Source organism: Afipia sp. GAS231, assembly GCF_900103365.1.
Taxonomy (GTDB): Bacteria; Pseudomonadota; Alphaproteobacteria; order Rhizobiales; family Xanthobacteraceae; genus Bradyrhizobium.
This window is the reverse complement of the sequence record NZ_LT629703.1, coordinates 3,201,646-3,214,347: the sequence shown is the minus strand read 5'-3', so window position 1 is coordinate 3,214,347 and position 12,702 is coordinate 3,201,646. Positions and strand designations below refer to the sequence as shown.

10 protein-coding genes are annotated in these 12,702 nt (G+C 63.6%); 4 read left to right on the top strand and 6 right to left on the bottom strand.

Features of this window, described 5'->3' with window-relative positions:
* Positions 1 to 94: 94 nt before the first annotated feature.
* From BLS26_RS15205 to BLS26_RS15195, 3 genes are all read right to left on the bottom strand, one after another.
* Positions 95 to 1,291 carry a CaiB/BaiF CoA-transferase family protein gene (locus BLS26_RS15205; protein WP_092512379.1) on the bottom strand — a complete coding sequence of 399 codons (1,197 nt, stop codon included), beginning with the start codon at positions 1,289 to 1,291 and terminating at the stop codon, positions 95 to 97.
* A gap of 78 nt (positions 1,292 to 1,369) precedes the next feature.
* On the bottom strand, positions 1,370 to 2,332 hold the full coding sequence (locus tag BLS26_RS15200; protein ID WP_092512377.1) for an alpha/beta hydrolase: 963 nt from the start codon (positions 2,330 to 2,332) through the stop codon (positions 1,370 to 1,372).
* Positions 2,333 to 2,395: 63 nt separating this feature from the next.
* Positions 2,396 to 4,141, bottom strand: coding sequence for an NAD(P)/FAD-dependent oxidoreductase (locus BLS26_RS15195; RefSeq protein WP_092518084.1), 1,746 nt, complete (start codon positions 4,139 to 4,141; stop codon positions 2,396 to 2,398).
* 241 nt (positions 4,142 to 4,382) lie between these two features.
* On the opposite strand from BLS26_RS15195, the gene BLS26_RS15190 reads away from it, so the two are divergent.
* On the top strand, positions 4,383 to 5,861 hold the full coding sequence (locus BLS26_RS15190) for an FAD-binding oxidoreductase (protein WP_157676455.1): 1,479 nt from the start codon (positions 4,383 to 4,385) through the stop codon (positions 5,859 to 5,861).
* Positions 5,862 to 5,996: 135 nt separating this feature from the next.
* On the opposite strand, the gene BLS26_RS15185 is transcribed toward BLS26_RS15190, so the two are convergent.
* Positions 5,997 to 7,859 (bottom strand): di-heme-cytochrome C peroxidase, encoded by a 1,863-nt coding sequence (locus tag BLS26_RS15185; RefSeq protein WP_092512373.1) that lies wholly within the window; start codon positions 7,857 to 7,859, stop codon positions 5,997 to 5,999.
* Positions 7,860 to 8,160: 301 nt separating this feature from the next.
* Between BLS26_RS15185 and BLS26_RS15180 the strand changes: the two genes are divergently transcribed.
* Positions 8,161 to 8,844, top strand: a complete 684-nt coding sequence (locus BLS26_RS15180) for an alpha/beta family hydrolase (RefSeq protein ID WP_092512371.1) — start codon at positions 8,161 to 8,163, stop codon at positions 8,842 to 8,844.
* Between the two features lie 9 nt (positions 8,845 to 8,853).
* On the opposite strand, the gene BLS26_RS15175 is transcribed toward BLS26_RS15180, so the two are convergent.
* Complete coding sequence (locus tag BLS26_RS15175; RefSeq protein ID WP_092512369.1) at positions 8,854 to 9,636, bottom strand: SDR family oxidoreductase; 783 nt, start codon at positions 9,634 to 9,636, stop codon at positions 8,854 to 8,856.
* A 161-nt stretch (positions 9,637 to 9,797) separates the two neighbouring features.
* Between BLS26_RS15175 and bioB the strand changes: the two genes are divergently transcribed.
* Positions 9,798 to 10,772 carry a biotin synthase BioB gene (gene bioB, locus BLS26_RS15170; RefSeq protein WP_092512367.1) on the top strand — a complete coding sequence of 325 codons (975 nt, stop codon included), beginning with the start codon at positions 9,798 to 9,800 and terminating at the stop codon, positions 10,770 to 10,772.
* A gap of 17 nt (positions 10,773 to 10,789) precedes the next feature.
* Here bioB and BLS26_RS15165 read toward each other — a convergent pair whose 3' ends face one another.
* Positions 10,790 to 11,767 (bottom strand): ketopantoate reductase family protein, encoded by a 978-nt coding sequence (locus BLS26_RS15165; protein ID WP_092512365.1) that lies wholly within the window; start codon positions 11,765 to 11,767, stop codon positions 10,790 to 10,792.
* Between the two features lie 123 nt (positions 11,768 to 11,890).
* On the opposite strand from BLS26_RS15165, the gene BLS26_RS15160 reads away from it, so the two are divergent.
* On the top strand, positions 11,891 to 12,682 hold the full coding sequence (locus BLS26_RS15160) for an enoyl-CoA hydratase-related protein (protein ID WP_092512363.1): 792 nt from the start codon (positions 11,891 to 11,893) through the stop codon (positions 12,680 to 12,682).
* Positions 12,683 to 12,702: the final 20 nt, after the last annotated feature.

The following is a 12,702-nucleotide window of genomic DNA, read 5'->3' as shown; positions in this document are numbered from 1 at the left end:
CCTCGAAGGCGTTCCGGTGTGACCGCGGCTTGTTCGAGCCATGCCGGGATCGCCATTTCCGATCGTGCAAGCCCAATAAGCCGGCGATCCAGTTCTAGCTCGAAATCCCAACCACCTTCCGTTCGACCAGCGAAGCGATGTCGTCATCGCTGAGGCCGGCTTCCCGCAAGACCGCCTGCGAGTGTTCGCCGAGCCGCGGCGCCATGCACTGAATGGCGGCGGGACTTTCCGAAAACCGGGCAGAGGGACGCGCCTGCCTGATCGCTCCTTCGGTCGGATGGTCAAGCGTCGGGAACATCTCGACAGCCTTGAGGTGCGGTTGCTCTGCGATCTCGGTGACTTTTGCAAAGGCGGCATGCGGCACATCGATCCGCAGCAACAACTCTTCCCATTCGGCCGTGGTGCGGGTCAGTGCGATCTCGGCCATTTTGTTGTAGATGCGGTCGATATTCTGGCCGCGCGCGACGGGATCGCGGACCGCAAAGTCTTCGATACATTCGGGATGCCCGACGGCTTCGAAAAATTCGCACCAGTTGTCGCCGGAGTAGGGCAGCATCGTCAACCAGCCGTCCCTGGTGCGCACGGGACGCCGCTCCTTCATGCGCTTGTAGCCGGCTGGTCCGATCGGCGGAACGAAGGCATGACCGCCGAGCATTTCGATGCTGTTAAAGGCGGCGATGGTCTCGAGCATGGGGATCTCGACCATCTGCCCTTTGCCGGTACGCTCGCGGTGTACCAGCGCCGCCGATATCGCGCCGGCCATCGCCAATCCGCAGATCTTGTCGCCGACGAGACTCGGAACGAAAGCGGGCTCCTCGTCGCTGCCCATGGAGGATGCGAAGCCGGAGCTCGCCTGGATGATCTCATCGAAGGCCGGACGGGCGGCCCACGGGCCGTCCTGCCCGAAGCCGGTCGCGGCGGCATAGACCAGCCGCGGATTGAGCTTGTGGCAATCCTCGTAACCGAAGCCGAGCCGCGCCAACGCCGCCGGGCGGATGTTGGACAGCAGCACGTCGGCTTTGGCGATCAGCCGCTGCAACGTCGCCTTCCCATCGGGATGCTTCAGATCCAATGCCAGGCTGCGTTTGCTCCTGTTGACCGCCATGAACTGTCCGCTCATGCCGCGGTTACGAAACTGGCCGGTATATCGCCAGGTATCTCCCGTCAGCGGCTCGACCTTGATGACGTCGGCGCCCCAATCGCCCAGCATCTGCGCCGCGTAAGGGCCGAACAGCACGCTGGTGAGATCCAGAACCTGGATGCCGGCGAGTGGACCAGTGGATTGATTCATCGGAATTGGAACCTCACGTGAGTATCATGCGACTTCTGCACGCGCGCGTAGCGCGGCGTCGCCATTCTTCTTCGGTGCCTACGCGCCCTTGTCCAGCAACGTCTTGAAATCGGCGCGTGCAGCCTGTGCCTCACGCTTGGCGGTCTCGGAGGCTTCGCCGAGGCCGAAATAGCCGTGAATCAGACCAGCGCCATGATGATACTTTGTCGGGACGCCGGCGGCGGCGAGTGCATCCGCATAGGCCTTGCCTTCGTCGCGCAGGGGATCGAACCACGCCGTGGTCACGACGGCGGGCGCGAGGCCTGCGAGGTTTTTCGCGCGCAGCGGCGAGACACGCCAGTCGGTACCGTCAGACCGATTGGCGAGATAATGGCCGCAAAACCATTCCATCACCGCGCGTGACAGAAAATAACCTTCGGCGTTCTCGTTACGCGATGGAAAGCGCGCGTTTTCTTTCGTGTCGGCGAAATTTCCGACGACGTCGGTGACGGGATAGACCAGCAACTGTCCCGCGAGTTTGATGCCGGCGTCGCGGCAGGCAATCGCGGTGGCCGCCGCCAGATTGCCACCGGCGCTGTCGCCGGAAACGCCGACGCGCGCAGCATCGCCGCCGAACTCGGCGATGCGTGCGATGACGTCCTTGGTCGCAGCAAAGGCATCCTCGAACGCGCCGGGAAAGCGCACTTCGGGCGGGCGGCGGTAGTCGACGGAGATCACGACCGCGCCGGTCTCGATCGCCAGCAGTCGCGCCTGCCGGTCATGGGTTGCGAGATCGCCGGCGACCCAGCCGCCGCCATGAAAGAACACCACGGTCGGCGATTTGCCGGTTGAGTTACGATAGAGCCGCGCCGCGAGCGGTCCGGCGGCGCCCTTTACCTCGATCGCTTCCGCGCTCGTCACCGGTGGCGGCGGCACCGCCGCGCGCGCGGCGGCCAGCGCGCTGAGCGCGTCGCGGGCGCTCTGCGGCGTCATGTTGTCAGGATCTCGTAGCGGCAACAGCGGAATGATTTGGGCGATAACGGGATCGAGCGGCGTCGTCATGGAGAGCCTCGCGTGGGACGGGGGTGCACCATAGGTCGCGCCTTGCGCGCCAGCAATGATCGTTCACACCACCGGCACCCGCCGCGCGGCGATGGCGGCGGGCGAGATCACGTCGATGTCGAGCGGCACGCGCCATCGTTCGGTCAGCCGCACGCGCGGCGCCTCGTTGCTGGCAGCCGCGCCTTCGATAACAAAGCCTTCAAAGCCGTTGCTCATGACCTCGTTGCACTTTTGCACATAGACCGGGAAGCCGCCGATATAGGGCATGAACACGCGCGGCCGTCCGGGAATGTTGGCGCCGACATACCAGGAGCTGCAGGTCGACCGCAGCGACACTTTTGAAACTTCGTTGACATGCTCGACCCATTTGTCCTCGGAGGCCTGCACCGGTTCGATGGTTGCGGCGCCAATGTCGCGCACGTGCGCGATGCAGTCGGCCATCCAGTCGACATGCTGTTCGATCGCCTGGATCATGCTGGCCAGTACCGACGGGCTGCCCGGCCCGGTGATCGTGAACAGGTTGGGAAAGCCTGTCGTCGCGACGCCGAGATAGGCGCGCGGCCCGGCGCGCCATTTCTCGGCCAGCGTCTGCCCGTTGCGGCCGGTGATCTTGATCCGGTCGAACGAGCCGGTCATCGCGGCAAAGCCGGTGGCGCAGACGATGGCGTCGAGCTTGTATTCCGACCCGTTGACTTCGACGCCATCAGCGGTGAAGCGCTCGATCGGCGTCTTGGAGACATCGACCAGTTTCACATGTGCGAGGTTGTAGGTTTCGAAGTATCCGGTATCGACGCACAGGCGCTTGCAGCCGAACACATTGTCGGGGCACAGCAGTTCGGCGGTGGCGGGATCCCTCACGATGGCGCGGATCTTGTTGCGCGCGAAGTCGGCGATGGTGTCGTTGGCGGCCTTCTCGAACAACAGGTCGCCATAGGCGCCGAGGAACGGCAGCCCGCCACGCTCCCAGGCTTCCTCATATTGCTGCTCGCGCTCTTCCGGCGAGGCTTCCAGCGCGGGCTTCATGTTGAACGGGAAATAGAACCCGGTCGGCCGCGCCCGCGCCTTGGCGCGGAGGGCCGGGTAATCGGCCTTGATCGCGTCACGGTATTCCGGCGTCAGTTTTGCGTTCCAGGCCGGCACCGAATAGGTCGCGGTACGCTGGAACACGGTCAGGTGTGACGCCTGTTGCGCGATGATCGGGATCGACTGGATCGCCGACGAGCCGGTGCCGATGACGCCGACGCGAAGTCCGGTGAAGTCCACGCCCTGATGCGGCCATTCGCCGGTGTGATAGAGAGGCCCGCGAAAATCTTCGCGTCCCCTGAACGGCACGTGATTGGCCGCCGACAGGCAGCCGACCGCCATGATACAGAATTTGGCGGAAACCTTGTTGCCGCGACCAGTTTCGATCTGCCAGCACTTTGCGGTTTCGTCGAAAGTCGCTGACGTGACGCGGGTGTCGAATTGAATGTGCTGGCGCAGATCAAAGCGGTCGGCGACATGATTGGCGTAGCTAAGGATCTCCGGCTGCGGCGCGTATTTCTCCGACCAGTTCCACTGCTGATCGAGCTCTTCGGAAAACGAAAACGAATACTGCATGCTCTCGACGTCGCAGCGCGCGCCCGGATACCGGTTCCAGTACCAGGTGCCGCCGACACCGCCCCCGGCTTCATAGACCCGTGCGGTAAAGCCGAGTCCGCGAAGGCGGTGCAGCATGTAGAGGCCGGCGAAGCCTGCGCCGACGATGACGGCGTCAAAGACCGCGCCGGTCTCGGGCTGACGAGAGTGACCATTGGTGGTGCCGGTCATGGTGCGTTTCCGTATCGAATTGTTCTTGTTGTTGTCGTGATGCGATCCGTTCGGCCACATCCGCGAACATAGAACAACCGAAAGCGCGCCGGGGGTCAATCGCAACCGCGCTGGGCTGACATGTCCGCCTGCAAGGCCGTCGTCCCATCGGGCGGAATGTGAAGCAGGTCATGATCTCGCCGCGGAGCCGGCTCTATACTGGAGGTTGTGAAATAGGTTTCGTCAATTGCGGGAGGATTTCGTGGAACATCCGCTTCGTGTCGATGAATTCTCGCCCGCCGAGGCGGCGCCGTCCGCCACCTTCGCGCTGGCCAGCGTCGCCGCACCCGTGATGGCAGCACAAGCGGCGCCATTGCCGCCATTGCCGAATCTTCCGGCCGGCGACGTGCTTTTCCTGAAGCCTTCGGACGCGCATTACGCTGATTATCTGGCGGCGGCCAATATTCGCACCCGATTGAATCCGGCGCTGCGCGCGGTCTGCAAGACCGAACATGCGGTTACCGTCATGGTCGACTGGGTCCGCGAAAACAATTTGAACTTTTCCGTCCGCTGCGGCGGCCATTCCTACGAAGGCTTTTCGCAATCCGCCGATGTGGTGATCGACGTCCGCGGTCTCGACACCATCACGGTCGACAAATCAGCCGGACTGGTGACGGCGGGGTCCGGCGCTTCGCTGTACCAGATCTATCAGGCGCTCGCCGCGCAAGGGCTCGCGCTGCAGGCCGGGAGCTGCCCGACGGTCGGCATATCCGGTCATGTGATGGGTGGCGGCCATGGTCTGTTGGCGCGCTCGCACGGCCTGACCTGCGACAGCCTGCAGCAGATCAATGTCGTGGACAGTGAGGGGCAGGTGCTGCAGGCCGATGCCGCGTCCGAGCCCGATCTCTATTGGGCCTGTTGCGGGGGCGGCGGCGGCAGTTTTGGCATTGCCACGCGGTTCACGCTGAATGTCTTCCCGCTGAGCACGGCGCTGGTGTTCGGCGTCTCCTGGAAACTATCGCGGGCGCACGCCGCGCGATTGTTCGCGGCCTGGCAGGCCTGGGCGCCGGGCGCGCCGGCCACCATCACCTCGATCATGAAAGTCGGTCCCGCCGGCGGCGGCCTGATCAGCATGCGCTGCATCGGACAGTCGATCGGCTCGGAATCGGCGCTGCGCAGCCAGTTGAAAACGCTGACGACGCTGCAGACGCCATCCTCGCCGCTGTCGGTGCAGTCGCTCGGCTTTCTCGACGCCGTCAAACACTTTGCCGGACCGCTCGCCTATGAGCAGGTCTATATGAAGGCCAAATCCGACTACGTGCTAAGCCCGCTCGGCAGCGCCGGCATCGACGCCATGATGGCGGCGGTGGCGCCAGTCGCTGCCGGCGGGATCGTGCTGTTGTGCGATTCCTATGGCGGCAAGATTTCCGACGTTGCCGCAGACGCCACGGCGTTTCCGCGCCGCGCCGGCACGCAATACTGCATCCAGTATTATTCGAGCTGGACCCGCGCGGCCGATACGCCGGCCCATCTCGCGCAAGTCGCCAATGTCTACGCCGCGATGCGGACGTACATGCCCGGTGCGTCTTACGTGAATTACTGCGATCTGGATTTGCCGGATTACGCTAGCGCCTATTGGGGCGGCAATCTCGCGCGCCTGGTGGCGGTGAAGCAGCACTACGATCCAGACAATCTGTTTCACCACGCCCAAAGCGTGCCGGTCAGTTTGCCGATGGTTTAACTACTCTCGTCATGGCCGGGCTTGACCCGGCCATCCACGAGTTCCTTCGCGTCGGCCAAAGACGTGGATGCCCGGGACAAGCCCGGGCATGACGGCGTGGGTGCAACGCGACCGACGGGCGCTCGATCAGCCCCCTCACAGCGTCTTGAGATACTCGATCAGCGCCTTGCGATCACTGGGCTCCAGATACTTCCCAATGATTCCCGTCACCGGCTTGTCCTTGTCGTATTCCTTCCGGAACTGGTGCCCGCTGTTCGAATTGCCGCGAATCGAGGTGTCGAATTCAAAACCGTTGGCGAGGTAATCGGTCTTGTAGCCGAGATTGACCGGATCGTATTCGCGGTTACCGAGATAGAATTTCGTCGGCCGCTCCTCGATCGGGGACAACAGCGCGTAGACGCTGGGGACCGAGGCGTTGTGGAGATAGGGCGGTGTCGCCCAAACGCCGTTGAGCGGACGCACCTTGTATTTCATTTCGCCCCGCAGTTCGTTCGGCATATATCCGTCCAGGCGCTGCCGCTCTGCCTCGCTGAGCGGCGGTTTCGGCTTGCCGTTCTCGTCCAGCGGCGGTTGCGGCCGGTCGTAGATGTAGTTGACGGTCTTCTCGACCACTTTTCCCAGCGCAAAGGCGAATCCGGTCTCGTCGATTCCGAGATTGGCGGGAAGCGCGACCGTTCGCGCAATCATGTCAGTGGCCTGCGCGGGATCGGTGCCGACATGATCGATCGGGATGTTTTCGAGCACCATCACGTGCTCGCCGTTTTGGTTCGTCCGCCACCATTTCGTGTTGTTGAAATCGTAGAAGGCCTCGCTCGAGATCGGCGGCCGGTGACATCCCTGACAACGATCCTTGTAAAGTTCGGCGCCCTTTGCAGCCAGCGTCTGGTCGATCGGCGGCAGAATGTCGGCGGGCCATTTCGGAGACTGGAGCCCTGAGAACCCGTCCTTCGGGTTCGGCGGGTTCTTGCCCTTGACCATCTCCTCCATGTCGTAAAGCTTTTTCACATTCACGCTCGACTTGAACAGGCCTTTCGACGGGTCGGTGAGATTGAGTTCGGACGAGACGCCGAGCGACTCGCCGGCGTTACGCACCATCGGCTGCATGATCGAGCCGTTATACTGCACCCAGTCGAACCACGGCGTGTTCCAGATCCGCGGGTAATGCACCGGCGCCGAGGAGCCGGCATAGTTGTCCGGATTCTTCAGGTCGATGGAAAACACCTGATTGCCGATCCGGTTCAGCGCGTCGAGCCGCCCGTAGCCTTCCTCGATGCTGCGGGACGCGACGCGCTTCTCGAGTGTGAGGGTCTGGTTGTACTGGTTCAGCACCTGGTCGATCTGGTATTTCAACGTTTCGCGTTCGTCGAGCGTCGAATCCGGCCCCAGAATGCGTTTGGCGAAGCGACCAAAACGGCCGGGTAAATACCGGGTCTCGAACAATGCGACGCCGATACCCTGCTTCAGCTTGAGCAGATCGGTCAGCGCCGGGCCGCCGTTGATGATAACGGCGGTGTCCTTGTAGGTGAACCGGCCGGTGTGGCAGGCAGCGCAGGTCAGGCCGATACCGGTCATATCCTGCTTGTTGGTCGGGTTGCGCCAGGGCTCACCCGTTGGATCCAGCATGGCGTCGCCATGCGCGAAGCCGATCGGCAGCGCCTTCTTGTCGAAGGGATCGGGAATGAAACCGTACCGATCCAGGTAGGCCGGATCGCTGAACGGGTCGGCCGACCAGAGCATCGCCGTCAGGCTGGGCTGCTCCAGCGCCATGAACCACTCATAGGGGATGCCGAAGGTCCGTGTCCCCTGGTCGGCGTGGTAGAACCAGCCGATATCCTTATCGCTGACATTCTGGTTCAGCCACTTGGTATTCTTCGGCGCCGGATATTCCGCGAGCTTCACATGAAGCCCGTCCCAGAATTGCGCGATGTCGTCCTTGAAAAAAGTGTAAGCGCCGGCGGCGACCAACACCGCGATAATAATCTTTGTCCTGCGACGCATGGCCGGCCCCTGTCTCGCTGCGCCCGAGGCGCGAAATCATCTGTTATCAAAAAAAGGGCGCCAGAGAGCATTTCGCCTCTGGCGTGTATCGAGCTATATTACCATCTTACAAGGGCGTCATGTTTCTGTCCATGAATCCGGTTGCGCGGCTTTTGCCGGCGTTGAAACCGGCTGTCCCGGCCTGGCGCGGCTGGTTTGCGTGTGCCGCGCCGGAAATGTAGAATCAGGCGCGTTCAATAACATAGCTGAAATCTCACATTTGAGATCACATCCTTGAAGTCAGATTCCGGGAGGCGCCGATTTGAATGCCGCTAACGCGCAAAAGCTCGAGATCGCGATCCCGGATGCTGCTCCGGTCTCCGCGCTGCTGATCCGGCCGCCTGACGCGCGCGCGGCTTACGTGTTCGCGCACGGGGCCGGCGCCGGCATGGCGCATGCATCGATGGACACGATTGCCGCCGGTCTCGGCGTGCGCGGCATTGCGACGCTGCGCTACCAGTTTCCCTATATGGAGAGCGGCAGCAAGCGGCCGGATTCCCCCGCGGTCGCGCATGCGGCGGTGCGCGCCGCGGTGGCGGAGGCCGGGCGGTGCTGCGCCGGGCTCACCTTGATCGCCGGCGGCAAATCGTTCGGCGGCCGCATGACGTCGCAGGCACAGGCGCTGTCTCCCTTGCCCGGCGTTCGCGGCCTGGCGTTTCTGGGCTTTCCCCTGCATCCGGCCGGCAAGCCTTCCAGCGACCGGGCCAAACATCTTGCCGATATCAAAATCCCCATGCTGTTCCTGCAGGGGACGCGCGACGCGCTGGCGGAATTGAGCCTGCTCGAACCTGTCGTTCAAGGGTTGAGCCGCGTGGCGACCTTGCATCTTGTTGACGAGGCCGATCATTCCTTCCACGTGCTGAAGCGTTCGGGACGGAATGATCGCGAGGTGATGGACGAGGTGCTGGACGCTTTCGCGAGGTGGGTCGGCGGGATCGTGGGCTGACGCGCGATTTCAGCCCGCGCGCTGATCGCCGTAGATCTTGTCGCGCAGCCGCCTCATGCCGGTCAGCCAGCGATCGCGGCTCGACGCCTTGCGCTGCATGTATTCGCCGACTTGCGGGTGGGTCAGGATCAGAAACTGTTCGGCTTCCATCGCCTCGAGCACCATGCGCGCCACTTCCGGCGGCTGCAGCACGCCGTCGACCCGCGCGGCGCTGGGGCCGGGGGTGGTCATGCCGGTCTGTACCGATTGCGGGCACAGCACGGAAACGCGGATGCCGCAGTCGCCATACTGAATGGCGAGATGCTCGGCCAGCGCCACGGCGGCGTTCTTGGTGACCCCGTAAGGCATCGAGTTCAGCGAAGCCAGCAGGCCGGCCGCGGAAGCGGTATTGAGCAGATAGCCGGAGCCGCGCGCGAGCATGCCCGGCACCAGCGCGCGCGCCGCGAACACATGGCTCATGACATGGACCCGCCAGCTCACGTCCCAGTCGGCGTCGGAGGCGCTCTCCTGTCCCTTGCGTGACAGGCCGGCGTTGGAAAAGAACACGTCAACCCGGCCGTATTTGTCCTCGGCCGCCGCCACCAGCGCCTTGATGTCGTCTTCGAGGCCGACATCGGCGGTCACGGCGAGCCCATCGATATCGCCGGCGACTTTCGCCAGCTTGTCACGCGAGGTCTTGAGGTCGGCGACCACGACGCCGCGCGCGCCGGCGTCGGCAAAAGCGCGCGCCACCGCTTCGCCGATACCGCTCGCCGCCCCGGTTACGACACAAACCTTGTCCTTGACGTGCATGTTCCGTCCTCGCGCACCGGCATTCGCTGGCCTCATAACGCAAGATTGATATCAGTGCGCGGTGTACGGTCAATGCCGTCGCGCGGATAATCGACGCGCGCTGGTTTCGGTCTCGCTATTGTGCAATAAGCCCGCCGAGATCGAAGTCCCGGAGAATCCGAATGCTTGAACTGAGCAACGAAATGACCGCAGCGCCCGCCGTCGCGCCGACATGGACAGCGGAGGCTGCCTGGTCGGTCTACCGGCTCCCGTTCAATGACCTGCTGTTCAAGGCGCAGTCGATTCATCGGCAGCATTTCGATCCCAACCGCGTGCAGTTGAGCAAGCTGCTCAACATCAAGACCGGGGGCTGCCCGGAGGATTGCGGCTATTGCAGCCAGTCCGTGCATAACGCGACGGGCCTGGCGGCCTCCAAGCTGATGGATGTCGAAAAGATCGTCGCCGAGGCGCGCAAGGCCAAAGAAGCCGGCGCGAGCCGCTACTGCATGGGCGCGGCCTGGCGCAATCCGAAGCCGAGGGACATGGACGCCATCGTCGAAGTCGTGGGCGCGGTGAAATCACTCGGACTCGAGACCTGCATGACCCTGGGTATGCTGGACCGCGAACAGTCGGACCGGCTCAGCGCGGCCGGTCTCGACTATTACAACCACAATATCGATACGTCGGAGCGTTATTATCCGCAGGTCACCTCCACACGCACATTTTCCGACCGGCTCGACACGCTGGAAAATGTCCGCCAGTCCGGCATGAAGGTCTGTTGCGGCGGCATCCTCGGAATGGGTGAGGAAGAAGCCGACCGCGTCGATATGCTAGTGACGCTGGCCAACCTGGCCGAGCCGCCCGAAAGCGTTCCGATCAACATGCTGATTCCGATCGCCGGCACACCGCTCGCCAACGCCGCCCCGATCGGGCCGATCGAGTTCGTCAGGATTATCGCGCTGGCGCGGATCATGATGCCGAAGTCACATGTTCGCCTGTCGGCCGGTCGCTCGGCCATGACCGACGAGATGCAGGCGCTCTGCTTTTTTGCAGGCGCCAATTCGATCTTTGTCGGCGATACCTTGCTGACGGCGGGCAATCCGGGAAACCAGGCCGACACCAAGCTGTTCGATCGGCTGGGGTTGCAGCCGGCCTGACGCCGCGGCTGCTCGCGCTATCCTGCCTGATACAGGCCTTTCTCTCGAGCCTGGCGGATCGCAAGGGCAGCCATCAGATCGAGCATCGGTGTCGCAAGCCCTGCGGCGCGCGCGAATGCGGCGGGGGCACGGACCAGCACGTCGATCTCCATGGCGCGGCCGAGTTCGTAGTCCTGCAGGATCGACGGCTTGTGGTCCGGCGCGGGCCCGGTGCGGGTGACGCGCTTGACCTCGGGGAAACAGGTTTGCGCAATGCTGTTGGCTTCGTCGAGCAGGCGCGGGATGACCTCGGCCAGCGCAGGATCGTCACGGACGCCGCGCGCGGTTTGTCCGGTCAGCGAACACAGCACCGACATCGACATGTTGGTCAGCAGCTTCGACCAGATCGTTTCCCGGATTTGCGGGACGTCCGGCGATTCGATTCCGGCTTCGTTCAGTGCGGCGCGCAGCCTTGCAATCCGTTCGCTGGCGCGGTCGTCGCATTCGCCGATCAGGAGCCTGTTGCGCTCCGGTGAGAGGTTGGCGGCGACGCCGGGTGCCACGATTTCGTTGGACGAAAAGATCACGCCGCCGATGATGCGTTCCCTGGGGATCGCGGCGCGCAGTAGCCCGCCGGGATCGAGAAAGCCGAGATCCGGCACCGGCGGATGTTTTGGCGACAGCCCGATGTCGTACCACCAGGGAATGCCGTTCTGCGCGAACACGACCGCAGTATCCTCGCGCAGCAAAGGTTGCAGCCCGGTGGCGAGGCTGGACACGCCGGTCGCCTTCAAGGTGCTGATGACGACGTCCTGCGGACCGAGCGCCGCCGGATCGTCGGACGCTTTCACCTTGGCCTTGAACGCGGCATCGCCGACCCGCAGCGTCAGACCGTTGGCCTCGACCGCGTCGAGATGCGCCCCCCGCATCACGCAGGAGACGTCGTGTCCCGCCAGCGCCAGCCGGACCGCGATATGGCTGCCGACGGCGCCCGCACCGAAAACGCAGATACGCATGGAGTTGAGGTCCTGCTGAAGCGATCGACGTGTGAGGCGCCACTTTCCACAAGCTTGCGCCGCAGCGCAACCATCAGGCATATTGCTGACAAAACAAATGCAAGAAAACAAAGGAAATCGCCGATGAGCGCCAATCCGGTCCTGTGGAATCTCGATGAAAACGGCGTCGGCACCGTCACGCTCAATCGCCCCGAGGTGAACAACGCCTACGATGCCGGCCTGATCAACGGCGTGCTCGCGGCGATGGACGATCTCGGCAAGAAGCCGAACCTGCGCGTGGTTGTGCTGAAGGGCAACGGCAAACATTTTCAGGCCGGCGCCGACCTGAAATGGATCAACGGCGTGCGGCCGAAATCGGTCGAAGAGAACGAGGCGGTGTCGCGGGCGACGTTCGAGGCCGTGCAGCGGCTCAACACCTTGCCGATTCCGACCGTAGCGCTGGTGCAGGGCGGCTGCTTCGGCGGCGGCACCGGTGTGATTTCGGCCTGCGACGTCGTGATCGCGGCCGACAACGCGCTGTTCTCGATCACCGAAGTGCGCTGGGGGCTGACGGCGGCGATCATCATCCCGCAGCTCTGCGACGCCATCGGCGTGCGCCAGGTCCGCCGCTACGCGCTGACCGGCGAGCGTTTTGGCGCGGAAGACGCGCGCCGCATCGGTCTGGTGCACGAAGTCGTGCCGCTGGCCGACCTCGAAGCCGCCGGCGCCAAGGTCGTCGCGCAATTGCTCGCGAACGGTCCCGCGGCGATGGCCGAGACCAAGGCGCTGGCGCTGGAAAGTTCGTTCGGCGGCATGAGCGTCGACGATGACGCCTATACGCGGCTGGTCAAAATGCATTCGGCGCGGCGGCAGACGGCGGAGGCCTCGGAAGGACTGGCGTCGTTTGCGGAGAAGCGCGCGGCGAACTGGAAGTAGGTTTCCGCGACGCCACGATG